Here is a 26,013-nt window from a genome sequence, read left to right on the forward strand (position 1 = left end):
CTTTGCGGCCCAGCCTGGTGTTTCTTTGGTGTGGTTGCAGGTTTCGCAGAGGCCTTGGCCGTTCGTGCTGGTGGTTGGCCCGTCATGGTGCCAGGAGATGATGTGGTCCAGGTGCCGGATGGGCGCGTCGCAGTAAGGGGTGCGGCAGGTGTCATCCCTTACCTGGACGAATCGGCGGAGCCCTGACGGGAAGAGCCGTGCCCTGGAGTCCATACGGACGAGTTCGCCGCTGGTGGGGGCGGTGTAGAGCCGGCGAAGCCAGACGTTCAACTCTCTGCCTTCGGGGGTGCCGACCGAAGGCAGCCTGCCTGAGCGGCCAATACCAACGTCTCCGGTGCCCCTGTTAACACCGCCATCTGATCCCAGGCCCGCTGCTTGGCCAGTCGCTTCACTGCCGGTGGGCTCCGCATCTGCCAGAAGCTCACCCCGGATGGCTTTTCTGGCCCATTCGCCGGGGACGATGCCGTAGCCGGTGAGTTGTGCGGGTTCGCTGTCGCCTTGGAAGAGGGTGCGGTCGGTCATGACGAGTTGGAGGTCGATGCCTGTGTAGCCGCCCGGGGTGCCGGTGACGCGTTCGACCAATTCGTCTGCCATGATGTTGCCCTTGGACCGGTCATCGCCGGAGGACTTCAGGGTGTCAGCGTGGCGGGTCAGGGCCGCATACGCGGCCACGCCCTCGGCCACGGGCAGGAGGGCGGTCAGGCGGGTCATCGTGTCCGGAGCCGGACGCAGTGTCACGGTCCGCTCATTCACGGCATGGCTCGCACGCCTGGCGACTGAGTGCGGGTCGCGCCGGTACGCAGCAGACCGGACCGCGGCGATGATGGCCCGGTCCCCACAGCCGGCCAAGGTCCCGGTATCAGCGGCGATCTCTTCATCCACCGCGGCCCGGTCCTCGACCGCCAGGTATGCTGTTTCCTTCACCACCAGGGTGGCCCGCCACTCGTTCAACTGCCCGGACTCAAGCGCGGCAAGGGCGTGGGGCATCTCAACCACCAGGGCTTTCCCCAGACCCAGCAACCGGGCGCCACGGGAAGGTGACTCCCGACGGGCCAACGCGATTTCCGCTGCTACCCCGGCGCCGAGTTCATCTGCCGGGACACCCGCTTCGGCCTGTTCCTGCCGGGCGGCAAGCTCGTAGGCCACGGCGATCCGTGCCTGCTTCGCGGCAGCAGCAGACTTCACGTCCTCCAGCTCCCGCAGCTGGTCAATCATTCTTTGCCTGTCAGCAGCGGGACGGACCAAAGACAACGTATGCAGGACATCCCCAACAACAGGCCCAGGCCGGCTTGCCGCCTCCCGCTGCACCACCGTCGCCATCGCTTCCATAACCAAAGTCTTCCAGCAGGGTGAGACAAAACCCGGCTACTAGCCTTGCTATGTGGATAAACCTGTCCACAGTGGATCAACAGCCAGAGCCCCGACGCCATGCTGTTCAATGTAGGGATGCAGTTCACCAGGAAGGGCCTGAAAGACGACGGGTTCACGGGCTTCAGGCCGTTCAAGGACCTTGACGTGATGAGGCTTCCGCAGGGAACGGGCATCTTCGCCGTCCTGACGCCAGAGGGATTCCAGCCGGATTTCCTGAAGAAGAGCACCGCCGGGGTCTTCAAGAAAAAGGACCCGTCGCTGCCGGAGCCGGAGCTGAAAGCCGCATGGGTGGAGGGCGCCGTCGTCCTTTACGTGGGCAAGGCAGGCCCGGGCAGCAAGGGCAACCGCGGGCTGCGGCGGCAGGTCCAGGAGTTCCTGGACTTCGGGCAGGGCAAACCGCCGGGCCACTGGGACGGCCGCCTGGTCTGGCAGCTGAAGAACGCCGGGCAACTGCTGATGGCCTGGAAGGAACTGCCCGCTGAACGCCTGAACAGGGCCGAGGCGGAGTACCACGCTGCCTTCGTGGATGAGTTCGGGCAACTGCCGTTTGCCAACCTGGTACAGGCGCGGAGCCGGGCCGGAGGCTGACTCCCGAACGAGAGGGACGGCAGCAAAAGGTGCCCTGCCTCAAGACCGGGCCAGGCCGCCGTCGTAGGTAAAACGGCCGGCAACCATCGTCCCGGCCACCGGCATCGCAGCAAACACGGCATCCGAAACAGAGAGTGGATCGTCGTCAAGCAGCACAAAATCGGCGGGATCTCCGACGTGAAAGCCGGCCCGTCCCCGTGTCGAGGCAAGAATTGCCTGCTCCCGTGTGATGGCCTCCCGCGGATGCCATGGTTCCCGCCCATCATCACGTGCCCGCAAGACGGCAGCCGACATTGCAAGCCAGGGCTCAAGCGGCGCTACGGGGGCGTCCGAGCCCAGCAACAGCGAGGCGCCGGCGTCGAGCAGGGAGCGCAGCGGAAATGCGCGGTCGGTGCGTCCCCGCCAATTGGAGTCGGCGGCGTCCCTGTCGTCAAGCGCGTGCAATGGCTGGACACTGGCCACCACCCCAAGCGGGCCGAACCGGGCGAAATCCTCCCCGCGCACAAACTGCGCATGCTCGATCCGACCGCCTACCCCGGCCCGCTCAAACGCATCGAGGGCAACTTGGTTGGCCGCGTCACCGATGGCGTGGACGGCGGGGACAAAACCGGCGTCCCCCGACCGGATCAACAGCGCCGTCAACTCCTCAAAGCCCACGGTCAGCAGGCCATGGCCGCCAAAGGGATAGGGATCCACGCAAAAAGCCGTCCGGGTATTAAGGGCTCCGTCAATGAGGACCTTGAGCGGGCCGACCCTCAGCAGTCCTGTGCCGCCGTCGACATCCATACCCGTCCGCATGCCGCCGGCAACGGCACGTTCAAGGTCGGCCGGATAGACGCCTGCATCAACACGAAGGGAATCAAAGCCGTCGGCGATGCGCCGAAGCCACGGATCCCGGTTCCACGTCATCTCGAAATCCACGACACCCACCACTCCACGTGCGGCGGCTGCCCGCGCGGCCGCTGCAACCCACCCGTCAACCACGGCGTCGGGAAGGCGGCCCAGGTCGCGCGTCAGCGCGAAGGCAGGTTCCTCGCGCAGCAGCCCGGACGCGTCCACGTGCACCCCATAGCGCGCTGCGGCAGCCGAGTTGAGCCACACGCTGTGGAGGTCGTGGCTGACCAACGCCGTGGGCTGGTTCCCGGTGGCGGAATCCAGCAGTTCCAGCGACGGCGCATCCGGCCACAGTGCATCGCGGAAGCCGACGCCGACCATGGTCAGGGCTGCCTCGGCGGTGGACAGGGATGAACGGACGACGGCGGCAGCGGCCTGGGCGGTGCCTGCACAGGAGAGGTCCAACCTGTTGGCATGCAGGGCCCACTGGGTCATGTGGACGTGCTCGTCCCACAACCCCGGGATGAGATAACGGCCGTCCGCGTCAATGAGGTGCTCGCCACCGGCTGCTTTGCCGGCCGCACCAACCCAGCGCACGCTGCCCGACCGGATGCGGACGTCGTAGAGCCCCGCGTCTCCCGGAAACCGGACCGAGGCCAGGATCAGGCCGCCCGCAGCGCCTCCACTCATGCAGGCCCGCGCAGGCGCTCCATCTCGCGCCGGTCCTTCTTGGTGGGCCGGCCGGCGCCGCGGTCGCGCTGCGGCAGGCCCAGGGCAGGGGCAACGGGCCGAGGCGGTGTGTGGTCCGTGAAACAGTGGGAGGCGGCCTCCGCGCCCACGCGTTTGTTGATCAGGCGGCGCACTTCAAGGATCCGCTCGTAACCCGGCATCCGCACGGTGACGGTGTCACCGTTGACCAGCGTCGCGGATGCCTTCGCCGGGCTGCCGTTCAGCCGGACATGCCCGGCCCGGCAGGCAGCAGTCGCCGCTGAGCGGGTCTTGTAGGCGCGAATGGCCCACAGCCACGCATCAATGCGGACGCTGGCGGGGGCGGAAGGAAGGCTGGTCATGGCTGGCACCGAGTATAGCCCCGCCCGCTAAGCTCACGGGACCGGGCGCCCCGCCCGCCCAAGGCGGGCCACTACTCCACCGTCACTTTGACCCGCTGCACCATATTGTTGCCCAGTCCCTGGTAATTCCAGTTCTGTCCCAGCGGCTGGCTGGCACCGCTGGCATCCGTGGCCCGGCAGGCGAGCTCATGTTCGCCCGGATCCGCCACCCACGGCAGCGTCCACTTACGCCAGGCGAAACCACCGGCGGGTTCTTCCAGCTGGGCAGGCAGCCAAGTGCCGTCGATCCCTACCTCAACAGCAGTAACAGCCGCGTGCCCGGACCATGCCCTGCCCTGCAGCATCACGGGTCCGGGAGGCAGCACCCGGTTGCGCGTGAAAAAGTCGGGGATGCCCGGCGGGACCATCAACGAACGGACCCTGATCCGCGAAACGGGGGTGCCGTCGTCGTCTGCTGATTGCTGGTAGCGGTACGCGACCTGCTGCTGGTACCCGGCAAAGGGCGCGGTGACCACCTCGATCGATTCCAGCCACTTCACGCTGGCCATGCCGTACCAGCCGGGGACCACCAGACGGAGCGGGTAGCCGTGCTGGGGCGGCAACTCGCTGCCATTCATTTTGTAGGCGAGGACGACGTCGGCACGCATCGCCTCACGGATCGGCAGGCTCCGCGCGTACCGCTGGGTGACGCCCCCCTGGATCCCGGCATCGGCACCCGTGAATACCACCTCCACTGCGTGCGGAAGGATGCCGGCCTTCCCGAGGAGATAGGCGAGCGGAACGCCGGTCCAGTGCGCCGTGCCCACGCCCTCCAAGATCCAGGGCTGGCTGAGCGGGCGCGGTTTCAGGAGCGAGCGGCCGTTGCCCGCACACTCCAGGGTGACCGGCACCGTAATGGCGGGGTCCTTGCGCAGGGCAGGCATGCTCAGCTCGAGCGCGCGTTCCACCGCGCCGCCCACGCGCAGGTGCCACGACGCGGAATCGACGTCCGGGATGTCAAAGTGGGTGAGCACATAGTGCAGTCCCGGGGGAGTGATATCGCGGCGGAGGGCTTCCAGGGGCATCGAGTGGTTGCGGGCGCCCAACTGGAGCTCCTCCGGTGTGAGAGGTCCGGTGGTTGGTCCTGCTGCAGGGCCGGCAGGGACCTGCGCCTGCTGTTCCGGGCCCGTAGCGGGGCGGGTGGATTGTGGGTTTGGCTGGATCTGGGTCATGGCGCTGCGATTCTGCTGGGCTGCGATTCAGGCGGCTTGGGGCTCCCGTAAGGCAGAGCACCCATTGCCTCAGGTTTACGCCGGCCCCGCCGGGCCGTCAACGAAGTTTCCGCCAAGTGTGGAAAACGCAGCGGACCATGTGCAGCTGAAGAGCGCTACAGAACGGGCTGCTTCAGGAAGTCAGCCACAGTCAGCGGATCCTGTCCTGTCAACCCGTGGATGTCGGGGGAAACTCCGGCCATCTCGCCGGCAGCCATTGCCGTGTAGGTGCTTACCCAGGCGTCCACCTGCCAGGGCGGCGCCCCGTAGGAGGCACGGGATGCGTAGGCTTCCTCCACGGTTTCGTTGTGGAAGGTGATGGTCCGTCCGGTTCCTTCCGTGAGGACCCGGGCTGCCTGGGCCATCGTGACCTCCTCAGGTCCCGTCAGGTTATAGGTCCTGCCCTTGTGGATGGCGGGATCCCGCAACACCGCTACGGCACAGCGGGCAATGTCCTCCCGGGCAACGGCGGAAAACAGGCCGTCCCCTGCTGGCCCGCGAATGACGCCGTCCTCGCCGGCCAGCAGCGGCAGGAAGTCCATATAGAAGTTGTTCCGCAGGAACGTGTAGTCCATCCCGGAACCCTGGATGCGCTGCTCCGTGGCGTTATGGTCCCGGGCCAGCGTGAAGGTGGCGTCCGGGGCTGCGCCGTAGAACGAGGTGTACACCACATGCTGCACGCCTGCTTCGGCGGCGGCATCCACAAAGGCGTAGTGCTGCTTCACCCGGTCCTCGGTTTCTGCGGCGGACACCATAAACAGGACCTTCACACCTTCCAGGGCCTGCCGCGCAGCGGCGGAATCCCCATAGCTGCACACCACGGGCGGTGCGTTCTCCAGCTCCGGCGCGCGGCCGGCGTCGCGGACCAGCAGTCGCTGGGCGGAACCGGCCGCGGCAAGCTGCCGTGCCACCATTCCGCCCAGGCCGCCGGTGGAACCAGTGACAGCAAGGTCCGGCAGGTCCAGGGCGTCAGTCACCAGGAGTCCTAGGCTTCGCGTGCCGCAGGCGACTTGGTCTGCGCGGGATCGCGCTCGGCCAGGGACCCGATGGCGTCGTCGATCTTCTTCAGGACGTCAGGTTCCAACCTCACCCCTGCTGCCTCAACACTGTCGGCGATCTGCTCGGGCCGGGACGCGCCGATGATGGCGGAGGCCACATTGGGGTTCTGCAGCACCCAGGCTACGGCGAGCTGCGGCATGGACAGCCCGGCTTCGTCGGCGATGGGCTTCAGCTCCTGCACGCCGGCCAGGACGTCGTCACGCATCCAGCGCTGGATCATCTTGGCTCCGCCCTTGTCATCGGTGGCGCGGCTGCCCTCAGGGGCCGGCTGTCCCGGCAGGTACTTGCCGCTGAGGACGCCCTGGGCCATGGGGGACCAGACGATCTGCGAGATCCCCAGCTCCTCCGACGCCGGCACCACCTCGGCTTCGATGACGCGCCACAGCATGGAGTACTGCGGCTGGTTGGAGATGAGCTGGAAGCCGAGTTCCTTGGACAGCGCGTGGCCTGCGCGCAGCTGCTCCGCGGTCCACTCGCTGACGCCGATGTACAGCGCCTTGCCCTGCCGGACGATGTCAGCGAATGCCTGCATGGTCTCTTCGAGCGGGGTTTCAAAGTCGTAGCGGTGGGCCTGGTAGAGGTCCACGTAATCCGTCTGGAGCCTGCGCAGCGAGCCGTTGATGGACTCCATGATGTGCTTGCGGGACAGCCCCAGATCGTTTTTGCCCTTGGGGCCGGTGGGGCCGTAGACCTTGGTGAAGATCTCCAGGGATTCGCGGCGCTCGCCCTTCAGCGCCTCGCCAAGGACGGTTTCGGCAGCGGTGTTGGCGTAGACGTCTGCCGTGTCGAAGGTGCTGATGCCTGCGTCGAGGGCGGCGCGCACGCATTGGGTGGCGACGTCGTTCTCCACCTGGGAGCCGTGCGTGAGCCAGTTGCCGAAGGTGATTTCCGAGACTTTGAAACCGCTGTTTCCGAGGTATCTGAATTCCATGGGTTTCACGCTAACGCAGATGGTTGCTCAGGGTAAGGGCTGGTTGCCGTTCCCGGTTCTGTCCTTGATGACCTGGGCCGGGCCGGACAGGGATACCAATGATCCCGTATCCAGCGGCGCCAACGGGTGGGGAGCCTGAGGTTTCTTGAACGAGCGGGGGACGGAAGCATGCCGGTGGTCATCGAGTTTGGACTCGACGAGCGGGGCGACCTCCACCACCTTCTCGGCAGGAACATGGGGGTCCGGCAGGTCCCGTACGGAAAGTTTGATTTCCGGTGCAGCTGCCCGCGCCCGCGCAATGGCCCGGGCGTCCGCCTCAGCAACGGCGGAGGCCCAGTCCTCGGCCAGGACGGGAGGTTCACGGCGTGCGGCCGCCAGGGCCGGGTGGCGTACGACGGCGGTGCGGAGCGCCTTTCGCAGGCGTGCCGGTTTCAGCCGGGCAAGCCACTCGCGGGCGGACCGGCTGGGTTTGAAGGCTGCACCTGTGGATGACCCGCCAAAGCGAACCAGGGGCAAGCTTTCCTTGCGGGAGCGCCTGCCGAACACCGCCATCAGGGTGACGGCGGCCAGCCGGCCGATCCCGGCGAGGACGAGGGTGATGACGCCCAGCAGGAAGAGGACCAGGAACATCAGGAAGGCCATTCCCACGGTGCCCAAAAAGGTCAGGTTGAGGATGAGCGTATCCGGATTTTCCACGTCATCTCTCCTCTCTGCCCCCAGTGGTGCACGCACGGGCATCCCTCTGCAGGGACATCGGCTCCTTCTCCACCATACGGATTTTTGCCGCGCCGTGCCGCCGGACCCGGGGTCCGGTGCGTGGTTGTTTCAAAGCTGTTATCCGATATGACAAGGGCCCGGGGCCTATAGTCGGATGGGGAACCTGGGCTGCGCGGCGCGGCCTGGAGCGGGAGGCAGGAGCACTGGTGGCGGAAGACGCAGATAGCAGGAACTGCATGTGCCTGTCCGGTGAGCAGTACGGCATGTGCTGTGGCAGGTTCCACTCGGGAACGGCAGAAGCAGCCACCGCTGAGCAGCTGATGCGGTCCCGCTACAGTGCATTTGTGCTCCTCGATGAAAGGTATCTGCTGCATACCTGGCACCCGGCGGAAGCGCCGAAAAAACTGGACCTGGACCCCGGGATGCAGTGGCGGCGCCTGGACATTGTGGCCACCGACCGCGGCGGCCCGCTGGATGTCGAGGGCACGGTGGAGTTCAAGGCCTACTTCCGGCACGACAGTGACCGCGGCGTCCTGCACGAGGTGAGCCGGTTCGTGCGGGAAAACGGCCGCTGGTTCTACCTGGACGGCACGATCCTGGCCTGACTACTCGTCGTCGTAATCCTCTGCCGGGGTGAAGCCCGCTTTGTCCACCCTGCGGTGGAACCGCATGCCCGCCAGTCCGCCCAGCACCGCCCCCAGCAGGGCTACCAGGGCCACCACCACGGCAGCGACAATGCTCATGGTGTTGAGTTGGCCTTCGTTAATGGGGATCCGCGGGAAGCTGTTGAGGTTGGCCAGCACGTTGAACTGCTGTCCGAGCACCAGCCCCAGGATGGATACCAGGACCGCAACGATCAGGGCCCAGATCCACACCATCAGGCCCTGCTTGGCGCCGTTGAACCGCGCCATGCGTCCGGCCACGTACCCGCCGCAGTAGTAGGAGAGGAACAGGATGACCAGCAGCACAATGATGCCCACCAGGCCAACGGTGCCGCTGTTCGAGGCGGCCTGGTTGACCGCTTCATTGACGTCCGTGTTGGTGGCAAGGCCCACGGCTGTTCCGGCTGCTGCCACCAGGGCTGTCAGGAGCACTGCCATGCCAGTGGCGGTCAGCCAGCCAAAAAACGCCGAGCCCGCCCTGATGCCGCCGAACTGCTCCTTTTCGCGGGCCACGGCCGTCTGCCGGTCGGTCAGGTTGGGATCAACGGCAGGAGCCGGTGCCGCAGGGACATAATCCCGCTCGGCGTAGGCAGAACGGTCATGGCGGGCCGCCGGCACCTGTTCGTAGGTGGAGGTGGTTCCCGCGTCGTTGGCGGGCACTTGGTCGAAGGTGCGCGTGGAATCGTCGCCGGCCGAAGCGGCGCGATAGCTTCCGTTTCGGTCGGCGTCCTCACGTCCCCGCCTCGGAGACAGGTTCTCTGGGTCTGTTGAGCTGCTCATGGCTCCACTCAACCATCGGCCCGCAGGGATAGCAAGGATGCTTACTATTTCGTGACCCGCGGGTCAGCGGTAGTTGCGGTGCAGATTTTCCCGCCGGGACGGGCCGGGGGAGGCATCGGCAATCCATGGGCCCGTGCCTTCGGACTGGTCCAGCACTCCTGCCTCGAGCCAGGTGTAATCTCCGGCGAGGACCTTTCGGGTAAGCCGGTGGTCGCCGTCATCAGTATTCCGCCAGAGCTGGTCAAAGTACTCCTCCACGCGCACCCGGGCCTGCTCGCAGTATGCCTCCGCAAGCTCGTACGCGCTCGCCGCCTTTTCAGGGGCGGTGTGGAGCAGCATCTCTGCGCGTGAGCAGCATGCGGTCATGGCGAACAGTTCCGCGCCGATGTCCACCACGCGGCCAAGGAATGCCTGCTTGCGTTCCAGCTTTGCCTGCCAGCGGCCCATCCCGTAAAACGTCTGCCGGGCCAGCCTGCGGGAGGAGCGCTCCACGAAGCGCAGGTGTTTGGCCAGGCGCCCGAACTCGCTGTACGAGCGCGGGTCCATTCCCGCCCCGGCCACCAGCTTGGGCAACCAGCGGGCGTAAAACCCGGAAGCTCCGACGGCGGCCTTCGCTTTATCGGACAGGCTCGCGTCCAGGGATGCCAGGTCTCCCGCGGCGGCCAGGTGCGCATCCACCGCTTCCCGGGCGATAAGGAGCCGCATGATTTCGGAGGATCCCTCAAAAATCCTGTTGATGCGAAGGTCCCTCAGCTGCTGCTCGGCCGGCACGGCACGCTCCCCGCGCGCGGCCAGTGATTCGGCCGTCTCGAAGCCGCGCCCGCCGCGGATCTGCACCAGTTCGTCGGCAATTTGGCAGCTGATCTCCGTGGCCCATAGCTTGGCCAGCGCCGCTTCAATGCGTACGTCTTTCTGGCCGGCGTCGGCAAGCTCCGCGGAGAGCTCGAAGACGGCGTCGAGGGCGAAGGCGGATGCGGCGATAAAAGCGATCTTTTTGCCCACGGCCTCATGTTCACCCACCGGCCGGCCCCACTGGGTGCGCGCGTTGGACCATTCCCGCGCGATTTTCAGGCTCCACCGGCCGGACGCAACGCAGAGGGCAGGGATGGAAAGCCTGCCCGTGTTCAGGGTGGTGAGTGCGATCTTCAGGCCCTGGCCCTCCCGGCCCAGGCGGTTTGCGGCCGGGACACGTACCTGGTGGAAGCGGGTGACACCGTTTTCGATGCCGCGCAGGCCCATGAATGCGTTCCGGTTTTCGACAGTGATGCCCGGCGAATCCATGTCAACCACAAACGCGCTGATGCCGCCCTTATGCCTGGTGCCGTCCGCGTCCGTATGGGCCGGCACCACGGCCATCACCACCACCAACTCGGCAATCACGCCGTTAGTGGTCCACAGCTTCACGCCTTCCAGAACGTACGCCTCGCCGTCGTCCGTTGGGGTTGCCGTGCTGCCCATCCGGGCGGGATCGCTGCCCACGTCAGGTTCGGTCAGCAGGAATGCGGTCACGGCGCCGGCGGCGCAGCGCGGCAGGAACTCCCGCTTCTGCGCCGCGGTGCCGAAGACTTTGACCGGCTCCGGCACCCCGATGGACTGATGTGCGGAAAGGAGGGCGCCGAGGCTTGGATGGACGCTGCCGAGCAGCGCCAGCGCCCGGCCGTAGTACACCAGGGACAGGCCCAGGCCGCCGTACTCCGCCGGGATCTTCATTCCAAAGACCCCGAGTTCCGCAAGATCCTTGAGGTATTCGTCCGGAATCCGGGCGTCCCGCTCAATGACCCGCCCGTCCATGGTGCGCGCGTACTCGGTCAATCGGGCCATAAACGCCTCGCCCCGTTCCACATCCCCAGGATCCGGTGTGGGCCAGGGGTGGACCAGGGTGAGATCGAAGCTGCCAAGGTAGAGGCCCTTGGCGAAGCTCGGACGTTCCCAGCCGGTTTCCCGGGCGGCTTCAGCAACAGCACGCGCCTCATCCGCCGTGACACCCGCACCGATCTTGCCGGCGGGAACCGGGGTGTCGTCGGCGGGAGCGTCTGTTGCTGTTGTGGATCCTGCGGCTGCAGAACGGGTTTGTGAGGGGCTGTCAGTGGCGGAGCTCATGGGTTATCTCCTTGGCCGGATGGCTTTCGTAGCCACGGGATCCGCCGGGTTGGAGAACCCTTTAGCTGTCTCTCAAGATTACCCGCGGGTAGGTTCCGGTGCTAGGGGCGGTTTGCCCCTGAAAGTCCCCGCCGGTATCCAGTGCGGCCGCGTGGTGCACCAGCCGGTCCCAGCCTGTGTTGATGCCATGGACCAAGGCCAACAGTGTCCTGGAAACCACTGTCCAGCTGAGCTTCCCGGCGCCCAGCAGCACCAGCGCTGCCAGTCCTGCCGCCAGGACGAAAGCGGCCAGGACAAGACCGAATACGAGCGTTCCAATGAACACCAATGTTGCGGTTTCCACCGAGCTTAGATCGAACTGCATTAATCCCCCTGCTGCGACGTTGCTTGGCCTGAAGCCAGTAGCACGAGCGTAGGGGGGAAGGGCCTGCCGGACCAGAGCCGCGGCGGCCCGGGAGGGTCTTGATATGGGATCGAAATACTACGGCGAAGTAGGTCACGAGGGGGTTTCGAGCGCCTGGGTTAACCTTGTAGTTGGCACTTTTCCCTCCGTGCCCCCGCCCCAGCCCTATTTCCAGCCCTATATACAGTCCAAGGAGAGTGTGTGCCCCGCTCCGCCAGGTCATCCGCTGACGCCATCAGCGCCCGGCTCCGGGACCTCGAACTCCTCACCAAAGGACCTGCCTGGGCCCTGACGCGCTCGGCACCCTGGGTCATCGCGGTGCTTCAGGCTTCCTTTACGCGCACCCGGCCGCAGCTGCCGCTCGAGGAATTCCATGCCGACGTCGACTCCTTCCTTGAGGAGCTCCGCCGGCAGGAGCCCGGGCTGGGCGGGGGAGCCAACGGGAAGGCCTTCGGGGACGAGTGGACGCGGCGGCAGTTCCTGACGCGGCGGAACCAGTCGGGCCAGATCGTTTATGAGGTCACCGAGCCGGCGGCCCGCGTGCTCGCGTTCCTGGACAGCCTGTCAAGTGAGCGGTCCACGCTCAACGGTTCCCGGCTGGGAACCCTGCTCGGGGACGTGGAGAAGCTTGCGAACGAGACCAACCCGGACCAGAGCGCGCGCCTCGAGGCCCTGGAAGAGGAAATCGAGGAGCGCCAGCAGCTGATCCAGGACATCAGTACCGGCGAGTTCGACGGCCTCCTCGATGACGACGAGGCCGTGGAGGCCGCCGGGAACATCCTGGACCTCGCGGCCAGCCTGCCGGCTGACTACAAGAAGATGCGTGACCGGATCGAGGAGCTCGTGGGCGGGCTGCGCAACCAGATCATCGAGGAGTCACTGACCAAGGGCGCCACCATGGCCCAGGTCCTGGAAGCCGACAAGCGGCTCCGCCAAAGCCCGGAGGGGCGCACCTTCCGTTCCTTCACGGCTTTCCTGGAGGACCCGCAGCAGCAGGTGCGCTTCCGGTCCGCCATCGGGGAGGTCCTCAGCCGGCAGTTCGCGGACGACCTTTCGCCGGAAGACCGGGAAACCCTGAAGAACCTGGTGGCCGAACTCCGGCAGCAGCACAGCCAGATCCAGCGGATTTACGGCAAGCTCAGCGAAAGCCTCAACACGTACATCCAGAGCGATGACTTCCGCCAGTCAGTCCGGCTCCGCCAGGTCCTGCGGGAAGCGGAGCAGGCCATCCGTTCCCTTCCTTACGAAAGGGAACGCCCCGCCCTGGTGCGCGGACCTGTCCTCTTTAACGCGGGATTCGAGTCGCTGTCCATGGTGAAGCTCTTTGATCCGGACGAGTTTGCGGCCCCGCCCAAACTGGCAGATCCCATCGCCTTCAGCGATTCAGACCGCGTGCGCTCGCCGAGGACCGCCAAGGCCAAGCCCGAGGTGGTGCGGTCCGCGATGGCTGGCGCGTCCACCCTTTCCGAGGCATGGCAGCAGCTGCCGTCGGAGGAGCAGCACATCAACACCATCCGCGTGCTCCTCTCGCACGCCCTGCACGACGGCGCCGCCTTCAACACCCAAGCGGTGGACGCCCTGGACTTCGAACAGATTGACGGCACCACGCGCAGGGCCTACCTGCCGCTGGTCACCCTCCCGAAGGATTGACGATGACTGAAGAGATGACGACGACGGCCGCCCCGGTAGTTGAGTCCGTCGAGACCCCCGAAACCGACGTCCCGGTGGGTGAGCCCATCGAAACCCGGCACGATCCCTTCTCCGTAACCCCCCGCGACACCTTCGTGGACGGTGCCGCCCTCTTCCCCGGCGACACGGGTGTGCTCTCCATGAAGGTGCGGCAGGCGCTGGTGAAACTCTTGAAGGGCCCCTATGTGGACGGCGGCCGCGACGAGAAGCTGTGGACGGTCCTGCTGGATCACCAAGTGATCCTGCGCAGCCGCCTGTCCGAACTGTTCCTCACCATGCAGCTGGACCACGAACGGAAGATCGCCGTGTTGCGGCCGGTGGACCCGGACGCCATCGGGGGCAGTGCCCGTTCCAGCATCCTCCGGCAGCAGCGCGCGCTCAGCCGGGTGGAGACCATCGTGCTGCTACGCATGCGACTGCTCCTGGACCGGCACGTCACAGCCCAGACTGACCCCACGGTCACCCGCGAGGAAATCGCCGACCTCGTCACGCACTACCAGCCAGCAGGCCAACAGGACGCGCTCCGCGATTCCGACGTCGTGAACAGGGCCATCACCAAGCTCCTGGCCCGCCAACTCCTCCTCCCCACGGGCCTGGACGACGTCTACACCATCTCCAACGCCCTGCCCCTGGCCCTCCCCTTCGAAAACATCGGCGACATCCCCGCCCAAATAGAAGCTCTGGTAGCGGCGTCGGCTGACCCCGCCGGAACCGAGGCTCTCATCGACCTCGACGGCGCCTCGCAGGAAGAGGACGACGACACCGAAGGTGACGTGAAGAACGACGATGGCGGCGCTGCCGCCCCGGGAGTGGCATCGGGCCTGTCGGAGCCGGACGGCTCGCTGCTCGCAGCAGAGCCGTCCGGCGGAGGGGCGGGGGCGGCAGCGCCGTCGTCGTACCCAGCCACGGAAACCAACGGAGGAGCCAAGTGAGCATCGCGAGCATGCTGCCGATCGGCGACGTGGTGAACCCTGGTCAGATGCGCCTTGCGCTGGTGCAGGTGGTCAACTGGGGCACGTTCCATGGAGCCCACACAATGCACGTGGACCGGAACGGGACGCTGCTGACGGGCAACTCGGGCGTGGGCAAGTCGACGCTGTTCGATGCGATGCTGCGGGTGTTCGATGCCCGGCCGAGGTCCAACGAGGCCGCGGCCCAGCGGTCAGGCGGTGCGGTGGAGGACAAGCGCACCACGTTTACGTATATGCGCGGCAAGGTGGGCGACAAGGCCGTGGGGGAGGGCTCGGCGAGTGCCTTCCAGCGGCCGGGAGCCACGTGGTCCGCCGTCGCGCTGACCTTTGATAACGCCGCAGGCACCCGCGTGACCATCTCGGCGCTGTTCGACCTGCCGAAGAACGGCACGGAATCGAGCGTGGGCCGGTTCTACCTGATCGACCATGCTCCGCTGGACCTCGAAGCGCTGGAGGGAATCGCGGACAAGCGCTTCACCAAGGCCGCGCTGGAGACGATCTTCCCGGACGCCCAGGTCTTCGACGTTCACAAGGCCTTCGCGGAGCGGTTCCGCCGCCTCCTGGGCATCAACTCGGACCAGGCCCTGCCGCTCCTGCGGGTGATCCAGGCAGGCAAGGGCCTGGGCGGCAGCGTGAACACCTTCTTCCGGGACCAGGTCCTGGACGCTCCGGCAACGCTCGCGGCTGCGGACGACGTGGTGGAGGAGTTCAGCAACCTGATGTCCATCCGGCAGCGGTTGGAGGACGTCCGGCAGCAGCGCGACCAGCTGGCTCCGGTGCCGGGCCTGAACCGCGAGTATGCGCAGTCGCTGCTGGACGCGAACCGGCTGCGCGACCTGGCGGGCGAGGAATTCGAGGCCTACAAACAGAAACTGGCCGTCACGGTCCATCAAAAAACCCTGGCGCGCTTCAAGGAGCTGGCCCAGGCAAAGGCCAAGGAGCTCGGCGCCGAGCGAAGCGTCCGGGACGGCCTGGCCAAGGAACTGCGCCAGCTGGAGACGGACTACAACAACCAGGGCGGCAACGCCATCTCCGCCATCGAGCAGTCCCTGGAGAATGCCCGGGTGGGCCTGAAGCTCCGCCAGCAAGTGGAGGAAGCAGCGCACCAGGCACTAACCGACGCCGGCCTCCAGCTTGAGTGGACCGAGGAAGGCTGGGAGCAGGCGCATGAGCAGGCCGCCGCCAGGTCCGCTGAGCTTAAGGATGACTCTGAGGCCCTGCAGGAGCTTCGCTTTGAAGCCTTCGACGCCCACGCCACCAGGAAGCGGGAGCTGGCAGCGGCTGAGCAGGAGCTTGTGTCGCTGAAGACGCGCAAATCCCTGCTGCCGCCGTCGAGCATTGAAAACCGTGCGGCCACCGCCGCTGCCACCGGCATTCCGGAGGACCGGATGCCGTTCGCCGGGGAACTGATGGACCTCGCCGAGGGGGAAGAGAAGTGGCGTCCCGCCGCGGAGCGGGCCCTCCGGAACCTTGCCACCACACTGCTGGTTCCCGGCGAATATTTCGCTGCTGTTACCCGCTACCTCAACGATCACAGCGTGCGCGGCGCGCTCCGCGCTGTGGACGTTTCCAAGCCACTTGCCGGCGGCGCACTCGCCTTGGAGGACGTGCACGACGGCGACCTGTTGACCAAGCTGGACATCCTCACCACGGGCGTTGCCGCCGAAGCAGGGGCATGGGTCCGAGAGCGCATCGCGCTGGACTTCGCCTACCCCTGTGTGGAACACCCGGACGAACTCGCGGCGCTGGACCGGGGCCTGAGCCTGGGCGGCGTTGTGAAGCGAAACCGGCACACCGTGGAGAAGGACGACCGGTTCACCAGCCGGCAGGACTACGTCCTCGGGTTCGATAACGCCGCCAAGCTGGAGCTCGTGGCCGGCCAGGTGGAGGACCTTCGCCAGGAAGTGGCCAAAGCGGCAGAGCTAGCCCAAAGCCGCGAGGATTCGCACCAGGGCATGAGCCGGCAGCTCGATGCGCTGCGCCGGATCGCGGAGGACCACCGCCCCTGGGAACAGGTCTCCGCTGCCGTCGCGGCTGATGAGCTAGCCCGGATCGAGCAGCGGCTGAAAGATGCCCTGGCCGCGCAGGCCGACCTGGAGCCGCTCCGCGCCACCATCGAGGCCGTACGGCAGAAGCACCAGTCCAGCACGGAGGCAGCTGCCGTCCTGCAGAGCGAATACAAGGCACTGGACCGCCAACTCACAGCTGCCGATACCCTGCTGGAAGCCGCGCGTGAGCGGCTGAACCACGCGCCGCCGTCGGACGCCACCGTCACTGCGCTGGAACCGTACTTTGCCGATTTTGGCGACGTCAGCGAGATGCACGAGCTGGACAACCTCGCCAACCGGATCCGGACCGCGCTCCTTGGCGAGCTGCACACCGCGGAGTCCCGCGGCCAGGCCACCGCCGAGCGGCTTACCCGGATTTTCGAGGGCTTCGTGCGCGAGTGGGGCAGCGCGATTTCTGCGGACCACGGAACCACCATCGGTGCCGCCGGCGAGTTCGAGACGCGCTACCATGCCATCGTCAATGACGGGCTGCCCGCCCAGGAGGCCGAATTCCGGCAGTTCTTCAACCAGCGCACGCACGAATCCTTCAGTACCCTGCTGCACCTGCTGGACGAGGAACGCCGGTCCATCACCAGCCGCATCCTTCCGCTGAACGGCATCCTATCCCAGGTCAACTTTCACGAGGGCAGCTTCCTGGAGCTGGACATCAAGCAGACCCTGCCGCCCACTGCCAAGCAGTTCAAGGACGCCATCCAGAACGCCCTCAAGGCCCGCCATACCCGGCCGGCCAAGGCTGAAGGCGCCCGGGCGGACGGCGGCAACGGGGAAAGGGATGACGACGCCGAGCTCACCGCCCGCTACAAGTCCCTTGAGACCTTGGTGAAACGGCTCGGTTCCCAGGCGCCGGAGGACAGGCGCTGGCGGGCCGAGGTGCTGGACGTGCGCGGGCACCTGTTCATCCAGTGCAAGGAACACCGCGCGGTGGCCGGGCCGTCGTCGGGCAAAAAGGGCGGGGCCAAAAAGACCGAGGTCTTTATGCACGCTGACACCGGCTCCATGTCCGGCGGCGAGCGTCAGCGCTTCACGGCCTTCATCATGGCTGCCGCACTGAGCTACCAGCTGGGCATCGCCGAGCAGGGCTTCACCACGTACGGCACAGTGATGATGGACGAGGCTTTTGTGCTGGCGTCCGAGGAGTTTGCCGGCGCCGGGATCAAGGCGTTGCACGAGTTCGGGTTCCAGCTGCTGCTGGCTGCCCCGGAGAATGTGATTGACCTGTCTCGGCACCTGGGCTCAGTCACCGAGATCCTCCGGGACCGGCGCACCAACCGCTCCGGAGTCCTGACAGCGCCCGTTATCAGGCCGCGGTCAGGAGAAGAAGGAACCTGGCGCTCAGAAGCTAACCCAGTAGACATCGTGCTGCGCTGATCCGCCCTCGCGGAAAAGCAACGCGGGGTCACTCCATGCCCAATAAACCTCACAAATCGGGCCGGATGTGACTCCGCGTTCCCGCATATAACAAATTGATGGATTTATTGCCCGGGAGCTGTTGGGGAGCCCTGTCCTGGTGCCATGCTGGTCGGCATCAATCACTCGCCTTCATCCTCCTGACGGGTACTTGTGGAACGCTGGGTCCTGCATCTGACGCCCGTGGAGTGTGACGGCCTTCCCTTGAAAGGCATCACAAATGCGCCCAGCACCTCGCGCCGCCACCCTCATGGCGCTCACTGCCGTTGCGGCCCTCACCCTCATGGGCTGCGCGGAGGGCCCTGCCGCGGACGGAAGTTCGTCCAGTGGCCCAGCCGCCCAAACGGCGGCCGCCGCAAGCCCGCTGGCATCAATCATTCCCGCCGCTACCTCTTCTCCCGTTCCCAAAGGGCCGGTGACCTTCACGTTCCCAGATGGCCGCCTGTCCTATGCCCACCCGGAGGGGTGGCGTGTGGAGCATGAACAGGTTTCGGCGTCCCCTGCCGTGGAAACCGCGACTGTCTACGATGCCGGCGGCAAGGAACAGGTCGCCATCTATTACAGCGAAATCGGTGACGCCACGGCCGGCAATGTCTCCAGGTTCATCCTCGAGACGGACCCGGTTCCAGGATTGATCGGCGCTGCGGTTCCCACGCCCAGTTCGTCGTTCTTTGTCGACCACGCTTTTGGCACTGCTACCTACCACATGGGACTAACGCCGGGATCGCCGGTCTCGCCGGACGGGCAGGTGCAATACGGGCTCGTGATGCTCGGGGACCGCATTCTGACCGCAGACGTGCTTTTCGACGGTCGGCAGTTTGCGAACGACGAGGCGGCCAAGGAGTGGTACTGGGGTGATGAAGGCCGCTCCCTGAAAGCGTTGCTGATGAGCTTCACTTACCGCTGACCGCCGTGCAAGAGGAACCCTCCCCTGCGGGGGAGGGTTCCTCTTGCTGTTACTTGGCCTGCACCCGTGACAGGAACTGGGCAGTCCGGTCTTTCAGTCCGTCAATCTGGCGCAGGACGACGGCGGCCGGGTCCGGGTTGATCTCGTTGGCCGGCGGTTCCTTGCGGACGTTGCCGCAGCACAGGAAGTCGGCACAGATTAGTGTCCCGACGGTGTTGCCGTTGCGGCCGGACTGGCCGGCACGCCTGGCCACCCAGAGGAGTACGTCCTCCTTCGAGAAGACGTCCCGGCACAGTTCGCAAAGGACTGAGCGGTTTTTTCGCGCGCCGCCCTCGGGCGCGCGAAGCATAATGCCCGTGAGGCCCTTGGGGCCCGGAACTACCAGGTAGCCGCGGAGGGGCATCTTCTCGTCCCTCCACCCAAGGAAATCGAGGTTGTTCCAGTCGAGCGAGTCAAAGTCCTTGGGCAAGGTGAGTTTCGCCGCCTCCGAGCGGCTGGCATTAACGAACGATGAGCGGATTTGCTGAGGCGTGATTGATTGCATGGCTGAGCTTTCGAAAGATAGGAGCCCCGGGATGCGGGGAATGAGCGTAAAGGGTCAGCAGGTCTTCGCGGAGCAGGCCAAAGCGGCCACCCCGCTTTCCATGGCAGCGATGGCCGGGCGGGCCGTCTGCATGCACATCGTTCCTGGTGTCCTGTCTCGAAAGCCTCGGGCTTGGGTGCAGTGAGTCCGATGCACTGGCCGGTGCCCAAGCAACCGGCAGTGCCATCCTGCCAAAGGCTGCGCGCGGTGTCCAAGGAGCAGCCGGAGCAGGAAGTGTGTCCTTCCTCACGTCAGGGATTAAGTGATGTAAACGTTGCGTAATGGCCCAAAGGATAGGCTAGCCTTACTTAAGTTCGCTTCAGCCACTTAAGGAGTTCAGTGACTTCCCCCCATTTCCCCGGGCCCAGCACCACGCGGCGCACGCTGTTCAAATCCGCCGGTAAGGCGACGGCCGTTCTGGCCGCAGCGGCGCTCACCCTCTCCGCCTGCTCCACAGGTCCTGCTAACTCCAGCGCGGATTCCACCGCCTCCAGCTCCAGCAGCGCGCAGTTCCCGGTCACTATCGAGCACGTCTACGGCAAAACGATCATCGAGAAGCAGCCCACGCGCGTAGCCACGGTCTCTTGGGTCAATGACGACGTCTCCATTGCCCTCGGCGTTGTTCCCGTGGGTGTCCCCAAAAACGAGTGGGGCGGCAACGGCCAGGGCTCTACCCCCTGGAAGGACGCTGCACTCGAGGAGCTGGGCGCCGGCTTCGGCTCCAGCAAGGCCCCGGTCCAGTACTCCGAAGCTGACGGGATCAACTTCACGGAGATCGCCAAGCTCGCGCCGGACGTGATCCTCGCCGCCTACTCCGGCCTTACCGAAGAGGATTACAAGAAGCTCAGCGAAATTGCCCCCGTGGTGGCACACCCGGAGCTGGCCTACGGAACCTCCTGGCAGGACGCCACCACCATCATCGGCAAGGCCCTCGGCAAGGATTCCGAGGCAGCCAAGCTCGTCTCCGACACCCAGGCCACCGTCAAGGAGGAAGCTGCCAAGTACCCGCAGATCGCCGGCAAGACGTTCATCTACGGCTACGCCCTTCCCTCGGATCCCAGCCAGACCGGTATCTACACGGCCAATGACAACCGGCCGAAATTCCTGTCCTCCATCGGAATGAAGCTCGCGCCGGTCGCCGAGCAGGCCTCTGCAGGCTCCAAGGAATTCTTTGTCCCCTGGTCTGCCGAGAAGGTTAACGAGCTGGAGTCGGACATCTTCCTAAGCTCCGTCGAGGAAGCCAGCGATGCGGACGCCATCAAGAACGATCCCCTGCTCGGCCAGATCCCGGCCGTCAAGAAGGGCGCCTTCGTTGCGGACGCGAACAAGAGCCTGGTCCTGGCAATCTCTGCGTCCTCCCCGTTGAGCCTGCCCTGGGCGCTGGACACGTTCCTGCCCGAGCTGGCCACGGCAGCGGACGCAGCGAAGTAGCAGCGGTTCCGTGACGCAAAGTACGACGACGCCGGCCCACCAGGCGCGGATTCCCGGCACCTCCGTGCCGGGAACTGGAGCGCGTGCCCTGTTCCGCGGCGGTGCTTCCAACGGGAAACGGACAGCCTGGCTGCTGGCCGCCGTCGTTGTACTCGCTCTGTTGGCCGGGGCCTCCCTGGCCATCGGGGCCCGCGGCCTGCCTTTGGAGACGGTATGGCAAGCCCTCGCCGCTTTTGATCCTGCCGACGGCGACCATGCGGTGGTGCACGCCCGCATCCCGCGGACAGTCCTCGGCCTGCTGGCCGGCGGAGCGCTGGGCCTGGCAGGGGCCGCCATGCAGGGTGTGGCACGCAACCCGCTCGCCGATCCCGGCATCATGGGTGTCAACGCGGGAGCCGCACTGGCGGTGGTGACAGGCATCTACGTCTTTGGCGTCGGCTCATTGTCCGGGTACATCTGGTTCGCCTTCCTCGGCGCCGCAACCGCCGCCGTCGTGGTTTACCTCATCGCTTCCCTGGGCAGGGACGGCGCCACCCCAGTGAAACTCGCCCTGGCAGGTGCGGCACTGAATGCGGGCCTGTATTCCCTGATGAACGTCATCCTGGTCTCCAGCCAGGACACCCTGGACCGCTTCCGCTTCTGGCAGGTGGGCGGCATCGCCGGGCGCGACTGGTCCGTGCTGCTGTCCGGACTCCCGTTCCTGGCCGCCGGGGCAGCCATCGTGCTGCTGACCGGGAGGGTCCTGAACAGCCTGGCCCTGGGTGATGACATCGCCCGCGGCCTCGGCCAGCGCGTCGGCCTGGTCCGCGCCATCACCGCCCTCGGGATCGTGCTGCTGTGCGGTTCGGCCACCGCCCTCGCCGGGCCCATCGCATTTCTCGGCCTGGTCATTCCGCATGCCGTCCGGTTCCTCACCGGCCCCGACTACCGCTGGATCCTGCCGTTCTCCATGGTTCTGGCTCCGGCGCTGCTCCTGGGTGGAGACATCATCGGCCGCGTGGTGCTGCTGCCCGGCGAAGTGCCGGCCGGGATCATGACCGCCCTGGTCGGTGCCCCCGTGTTCGTCTGGCTCATCCGCCGCGGAAAGGGGGCCGGACTGTGACCCTTGCGAAATCCCCCGTTGACCTATCACTAAAGGCTGCCAAAACAGGGCCCAGGGGACCAAAACTGATAGGGCAACGCCGGGGCGGGCGGCTCCTGAACCGGACCGCCGTCCTCGCCGGCGCCGTTGTGGTCCTCTTCGCGATTACAGTCCTCCTGGGCAGCTACACCGTGACCATCCCGGACTTCTTCAAAATCCTTTTCGCGCACCTGACCGGCGGTGAGAAGATCCCCGGCGCCAGCTTCATCGTGATGGAGAACAAGCTGCCGCGGGCGGTCATCGGCACCATGATCGGCCTCGCGTTTGGCCTGGCCGGCGCCCTGTTCCAGACCATGCTCCGCAACCCGCTCGCCAGTCCGGACGTCATCGGCATCAGCTACGGCGCCAGTGCAGCCGCGGTGATGGCCATCGTGGTGTTCGGCGCTTCCGGTGCCGCCGTGTCCGGTGCTGCCCTCGCCGGCGCACTCGTCGTCGCGGCCATTATCTATGCCATCTCCAGCGGCGGCTTCCGCGGAACCAGCCGCGGCGATGCTGCCGGCAACCGGCTCATCCTCGCCGGCGTGGGAATCGCGGCCGCACTCCAGGCAGTGGTCAACTTCCTGATGACCCGCGCCGATATCCGGACCGCGGCCGACGCCCTTGTCTGGCTCAACGGATCCCTGAACTCCGCCAACTGGGACCGCGCCGGCGTCCTGGCCGTGTCCCTCGTGGTCCTCATTCCTGCGGTTGCCGCCATTTCAGGCCCTCTGCGCATCCTGGAGCTAGGCCCCGACGCCGCCGCCGGCCTGGGCGTCAAAGTAGGTGCCACCCGGCTCGCGCTGGTGGTCATTGCTGTCGCGCTGGCGGCAGTGGCGACGGCGGCAGCCGGGCCGGTCTCGTTCGTCGCCTTCCTGTCCGGGCCCATCGCCCGGCGCTTCACCGGAAAAGCCAGCCTCCCGGCGTCGGCCCTGGTGGGTGCCCTGATAGTCCTCGCGGCGGACTTCTTCGCCGCGAACCTCGCCCCCCTGCTGCTGGACGGCACCGTCTTGCCGGTTGGTGTGATCACCGGCGCGCTCGGTGCCCCGTTCCTGCTGTGGCTCCTGGTCACGGCCAACCGAAAGGATGCCTGACGTGGCAGTTCTCACCGCCAAGGACCTGACGCTGAAATACGACCAGCGCTGCGTGGTGGACGGATTCAGTGCCGAAATCCCCGAGGGCAAGGTGACCATGATCGTAGGTGCGAACGCCTGCGGAAAGTCCACACTGCTGCGCGGCCTGTCCCGGCTCCTCAGGCCCGCGTCCGGTGCCGTGACGCTGGACGGGAAGGACATCCACTCCCGGCCCGCCCGCGAACTTGCCCGCACCCTGGGCCTGCTCCCGCAGCATCCCACCGCACCGGACGGCATCAAGGTCCGCGACCTCGTGGGCCGCGGGCGCTACCCGCACCAGGGCCTTTTCCGCGGCTGGAGCGAAAATGACGACGCCGCGGTGCAGCGCGCGCTGGAAGCCACCGAAACGCTGGACCTCGCCGAGCGGAACGTGGACGAACTCTCCGGCGGGCAGCGCCAGCGGGTGTGGATCGCCATGGCACTTGCCCAGGAAACGGAAGTGCTGCTCCTGGACGAGCCCACCACCTACCTGGACCTCGCGCACCAGGTGGAGGTCCTGGACCTGGTCACGGACCTAAACTGCCAGCGCGGCACCACCGTGGCCATCGTCCTGCACGACCTGAACCTCGCCGCCCGCTACGCGGACCACGTGATCGCCATGAAGGGCGGTGCGGTGGTGGCGGTCGGCGCACCAGGGGACGTGGTGACGGAAGACCTCGTCCGCAACGTCTTCAACCTGGAATCCCGCGTCATCCCGGACCCCGTGTCCGGAACCCCGCTGATCATTCCCATCGGCCGACACCACGTCCCTGCCAACGAACTGGAGCTCGTTTCATGAAGACCCGCGATATCGCCGCCACCGAGCCCATGACCCTGGCCTTCGATGTCACGGTCTCCTCCGTGCAGGAACTAAGCCCCAACTTCCGGCGGATCACCTTCGGCGGATACTCCCTGCGGGACTTCGGCGTCCACGGCGACACCCTTGACCTCCGGATCAAGCTGATGATCCCGTCGCTCGCGGCAGACGGCACACCGCTTCCCCTGCCGGTCTTTGAGATGGCCGAAGCCGGCTGGTACCGCGAATGGCTGGCTATGGATCCGGCAGTGCGCGGCTCCATGCGCACGTATACCGTCCGGCAGGCCCGCCTCGACGCCGTGTACCCCGAGATCGACGTGGACTTCGTGATGCACTTTGACGAGCACGGCAACGGGGGGCCCGCCGCAAACTGGGCCCTCAATGCCAAGCCCGGCGACGCCATCACCATCATCGGACCCAACAACCGTGCCGCACACTGCGTCACGGCCGAGATCTACTCCGGCATCGAATGGCGTCCCGGACTGTCGCAGCGCATCCTGCTCGCCGGCGACGAGACCGCCATCCCGGCAATCTCCGCGATCCTCGAAAGCCTGCCCGGATACATGACCGGCCACGCCTTCCTGGAAGTCCCCGAAGCCGGCGACTTCCTCGAACTGACCTCACCGGCCGACGTGGAAATCACCTGGCTCGCCCGCGGTGCCTCGATCGGACGGTCCCGCCCGCACGGCGAACTGCTCCAGGAGGCCGTGCGCAAGGCAGTGCCGGTGCCCGGCTGGGTTGGCATCAAAGCGGCCGACGGCGGCGCAGGTCCCGAGCCGGAGGACGTCAATGTGGACGAGGACATCCTCTGGGAGACCCCCGCACGGATGGAAACCGCCGAAATCCAGGCCACAAAAAACCCGGACATGCCCGCCGGCGCCATGCCCTTCTACGCCTGGATTGCCGGCGAAGCCGGGGTCATCAAGGACATGCGGCGATACCTGGTCCGCGACGTCGGGGTCGACCGGAAGCAGGTTGCCTTCATGGGGTACTGGCGGCAGGGCAAAGCCGAGGGCTAGGCCCCGTCCGGCGGGAGGCACATCCTCTGCGTGCTCGCTCGTTCCTCGTTTAGACGCACCCTGCCGGACGTCCCATCCCGCCGCCTCTCCTGCCACGCCCGCTCACCTTGCGGAGTCTTTCCTCCTGCGCAAGCTGCTCGTAACGGCTTGTCTGCCCGTCACCTTTCCGGCTGCTTGATGAGACGCCCCATCAGATCCTGCTGCTTTTTCTCACACGCCCGCTCACTTTTGACCGCTTGAAGGCAAGCGCCCGCTCACCTACTGCTTATCCCGGCGTCGTCCTTGCTGTTCTTTGCCCCGCTTGCCAAGGCACAGCCCGGGTGGAGTATGGCAGTAGGCCATCAGGAGCAAGCGGTTGCGGCACATCATCGATGAGCAGCTGAAACCGGTACGCGGATACAGCCAACGCTGGCCGCGCTCGACGCCACTTAACACACATTTTCAAGAACCGCCAGTATTGGCAGATGTGGTGTCACAGGGTGTGACAAGAATATGATTCGGATATTCCAACCGGACCATTTAAGGTGTCACGCCATGAAATCCATTCTCCGGCCAGCCGTTTCCGTCCTGACACTTTTAGTTATGCTCGTTTCACTTGCCGTCGTGGGCAGCGTGGCGAACGCTGTTGGCGCGCTGACATTCGCGCCGACCGCCGACAGTTACGTTCAGGCGGACCGGCCAACAGAGAACTTCGGGACCAGCGTCCGATGGTCCACCGAGGGCCGGACAAGCATCTCGCGGAACAGTCTGCTGCGGTTCAACGTCCAGGTCCCTGCCGGGGAACACATCGTCTCGGCAAAGCTGCGGGCATACTCGGAGGCCGCAGCAACATCGACTGAGTTTGTGGACGTTTACACCACGAGCGGCACATGGACCGAAACGGGCGTCACCTGGAACAACGCGCCGGCGCGCGGGACCTGGCTGGGCAAGACCGGCGGGTTCGCCACGGGCGCCTGGGTGGAATGGGACGTCACCAAGGGCGTCACAGCGACCGGCGGTGAGCAGAACTTCAGGCTCGAATCCAGCGTGCAGAAGTGGCTGGGCTTCAAATCGAACCAGGTCTTGGACGCAGCACTCCGCCCAAAGCTGGTGGTCACTACCGCGGCTAACTCCGTGGCCCCAACCC

Annotated in this window: 23 protein-coding genes; 12 read left to right on the plus strand and 11 right to left on the minus strand. The window is 66.1% G+C overall.

From position 1 onward, the window contains the following. Window positions 1–1,215, minus strand: a 1,215-nt coding sequence (locus tag FNL14_RS21055) for an HNH endonuclease signature motif containing protein (protein ID WP_142064284.1), incomplete at its 3' end; no start/stop codon positions are given. Window positions 1,216–1,446: 231 nt separating this feature from the next. Here FNL14_RS21055 and FNL14_RS21060 point away from each other — a divergent pair. Next, window positions 1,447–1,959: a hypothetical protein gene (locus FNL14_RS21060; protein ID WP_142064226.1), complete on the plus strand. Its 513-nt coding sequence runs from the start codon at window positions 1,447–1,449 to the stop codon at window positions 1,957–1,959. A gap of 39 nt (window positions 1,960–1,998) precedes the next feature. On the opposite strand, the gene FNL14_RS21065 is transcribed toward FNL14_RS21060, so the two are convergent. From FNL14_RS21065 to FNL14_RS21090, 6 genes are all read right to left on the minus strand, one after another. Then, on the minus strand, window positions 1,999–3,483 hold the full coding sequence (locus FNL14_RS21065; RefSeq protein WP_142064229.1) for an amidohydrolase: 1,485 nt from the start codon (window positions 3,481–3,483) through the stop codon (window positions 1,999–2,001). Beyond that, window positions 3,480–3,863 (minus strand): RNA-binding S4 domain-containing protein, encoded by a 384-nt coding sequence (locus tag FNL14_RS21070; protein WP_142064232.1) that lies wholly within the window; start codon window positions 3,861–3,863, stop codon window positions 3,480–3,482. Before FNL14_RS21070 ends, FNL14_RS21065 begins: the two co-directional genes overlap by 4 nt. 71 nt (window positions 3,864–3,934) lie before the next feature. Next, window positions 3,935–5,074 carry a sulfite oxidase gene (locus FNL14_RS21075; RefSeq protein ID WP_142064235.1) on the minus strand — a complete coding sequence of 380 codons (1,140 nt, stop codon included), beginning with the start codon at window positions 5,072–5,074 and terminating at the stop codon, window positions 3,935–3,937. Between the two features lie 155 nt (window positions 5,075–5,229). Continuing rightward, window positions 5,230–6,090 (minus strand): SDR family oxidoreductase, encoded by an 861-nt coding sequence (locus FNL14_RS21080; RefSeq protein ID WP_142064238.1) that lies wholly within the window; start codon window positions 6,088–6,090, stop codon window positions 5,230–5,232. Window positions 6,091–6,098: 8 nt separating this feature from the next. Then, window positions 6,099–7,103: an aldo/keto reductase family protein gene (locus tag FNL14_RS21085; protein WP_142064241.1), complete on the minus strand. Its 1,005-nt coding sequence runs from the start codon at window positions 7,101–7,103 to the stop codon at window positions 6,099–6,101. A gap of 27 nt (window positions 7,104–7,130) precedes the next feature. Beyond that, window positions 7,131–7,799: a hypothetical protein gene (locus FNL14_RS21090; RefSeq protein ID WP_142064244.1), complete on the minus strand. Its 669-nt coding sequence runs from the start codon at window positions 7,797–7,799 to the stop codon at window positions 7,131–7,133. Between the two features lie 257 nt (window positions 7,800–8,056). Here FNL14_RS21090 and FNL14_RS21095 point away from each other — a divergent pair, with 257 nt between their 5' ends. Next, entirely contained in the window at window positions 8,057–8,425 is a 369-nt protein-coding gene (locus FNL14_RS21095) for a YchJ family protein (RefSeq protein WP_142064287.1), read from the plus strand. Here FNL14_RS21095 and FNL14_RS21100 read toward each other — a convergent pair whose 3' ends face one another. The 3 genes from FNL14_RS21100 to FNL14_RS21110 all read right to left on the minus strand — a co-directional run bounded on the left by FNL14_RS21100 (window position 8,426) and on the right by FNL14_RS21110 (window position 11,726). Further along, complete coding sequence (locus tag FNL14_RS21100) at window positions 8,426–9,262, minus strand: YrzE family protein (RefSeq protein WP_142064247.1); 837 nt, start codon at window positions 9,260–9,262, stop codon at window positions 8,426–8,428. Window positions 9,263–9,325: 63 nt separating this feature from the next. Further along, window positions 9,326–11,362 carry an acyl-CoA dehydrogenase family protein gene (locus FNL14_RS21105; protein ID WP_142064250.1) on the minus strand — a complete coding sequence of 679 codons (2,037 nt, stop codon included), beginning with the start codon at window positions 11,360–11,362 and terminating at the stop codon, window positions 9,326–9,328. Window positions 11,363–11,423: 61 nt separating this feature from the next. Continuing rightward, on the minus strand, window positions 11,424–11,726 hold the full coding sequence (locus FNL14_RS21110) for a hypothetical protein (protein ID WP_091424156.1): 303 nt from the start codon (window positions 11,724–11,726) through the stop codon (window positions 11,424–11,426). A 240-nt stretch (window positions 11,727–11,966) separates the two neighbouring features. Between FNL14_RS21110 and FNL14_RS21115 the strand changes: the two genes are divergently transcribed. From FNL14_RS21115 to FNL14_RS21130, 4 genes are all read left to right on the plus strand, one after another. Further along, window positions 11,967–13,415: a DUF3375 family protein gene (locus FNL14_RS21115; protein WP_142064253.1), complete on the plus strand. Its 1,449-nt coding sequence runs from the start codon at window positions 11,967–11,969 to the stop codon at window positions 13,413–13,415. A gap of 2 nt (window positions 13,416–13,417) precedes the next feature. Continuing rightward, window positions 13,418–14,386: a DUF4194 domain-containing protein gene (locus tag FNL14_RS21120; RefSeq protein WP_255470953.1), complete on the plus strand. Its 969-nt coding sequence runs from the start codon at window positions 13,418–13,420 to the stop codon at window positions 14,384–14,386. Beyond that, on the plus strand, window positions 14,383–17,862 hold the full coding sequence (locus FNL14_RS21125) for an ATP-binding protein (RefSeq protein ID WP_142064256.1): 3,480 nt from the start codon (window positions 14,383–14,385) through the stop codon (window positions 17,860–17,862). The genes FNL14_RS21120 and FNL14_RS21125 overlap by 4 nt, the downstream gene beginning before the upstream one ends. 259 nt (window positions 17,863–18,121) lie before the next feature. After that, window positions 18,122–18,808 carry a hypothetical protein gene (locus FNL14_RS21130; protein ID WP_142064259.1) on the plus strand — a complete coding sequence of 229 codons (687 nt, stop codon included), beginning with the start codon at window positions 18,122–18,124 and terminating at the stop codon, window positions 18,806–18,808. Window positions 18,809–18,857: 49 nt separating this feature from the next. Here the strand turns inward: FNL14_RS21130 and FNL14_RS21135 are convergent, their stop codons facing one another. Further along, on the minus strand, window positions 18,858–19,352 hold the full coding sequence (locus FNL14_RS21135; RefSeq protein WP_142064262.1) for an FBP domain-containing protein: 495 nt from the start codon (window positions 19,350–19,352) through the stop codon (window positions 18,858–18,860). 378 nt (window positions 19,353–19,730) lie between these two features. Here FNL14_RS21135 and FNL14_RS21140 point away from each other — a divergent pair, with 378 nt between their 5' ends. The 6 genes from FNL14_RS21140 to FNL14_RS21165 all read left to right on the plus strand — a co-directional run. Next, window positions 19,731–20,822, plus strand: a complete 1,092-nt coding sequence (locus FNL14_RS21140; RefSeq protein ID WP_142064266.1) for an iron-siderophore ABC transporter substrate-binding protein — start codon at window positions 19,731–19,733, stop codon at window positions 20,820–20,822. Window positions 20,823–20,832: 10 nt separating this feature from the next. Then, window positions 20,833–21,924 carry an iron ABC transporter permease gene (locus FNL14_RS21145; RefSeq protein WP_142064270.1) on the plus strand — a complete coding sequence of 364 codons (1,092 nt, stop codon included), beginning with the start codon at window positions 20,833–20,835 and terminating at the stop codon, window positions 21,922–21,924. Window positions 21,925–21,992: 68 nt separating this feature from the next. Beyond that, the gene (locus FNL14_RS21150) at window positions 21,993–23,033 is read left to right on the plus strand and encodes a FecCD family ABC transporter permease (RefSeq protein ID WP_370455898.1); all 1,041 of its coding nucleotides are present in this window, start codon (window positions 21,993–21,995) and stop codon (window positions 23,031–23,033) included. Between the two features lies 1 nt (window position 23,034). Continuing rightward, window positions 23,035–23,850, plus strand: a complete 816-nt coding sequence (locus FNL14_RS21155) for an ABC transporter ATP-binding protein (RefSeq protein ID WP_142064272.1) — start codon at window positions 23,035–23,037, stop codon at window positions 23,848–23,850. After that, a complete protein-coding gene (locus tag FNL14_RS21160) occupies window positions 23,847–24,887 on the plus strand; it encodes a siderophore-interacting protein (protein WP_142064275.1) in 1,041 nt (346 codons plus the stop codon). The genes FNL14_RS21155 and FNL14_RS21160 overlap by 4 nt, the downstream gene beginning before the upstream one ends. 582 nt (window positions 24,888–25,469) lie before the next feature. Beyond that, a partial coding sequence (locus FNL14_RS21165) for a DNRLRE domain-containing protein (protein ID WP_255470954.1) occupies window positions 25,470–26,013 on the plus strand: 544 nt, incomplete at its 3' end.

Source organism: Pseudarthrobacter sp. B4EP4b (assembly GCF_006680095.1).
Classification (GTDB): Bacteria; Actinomycetota; Actinomycetes; order Actinomycetales; family Micrococcaceae; genus Arthrobacter.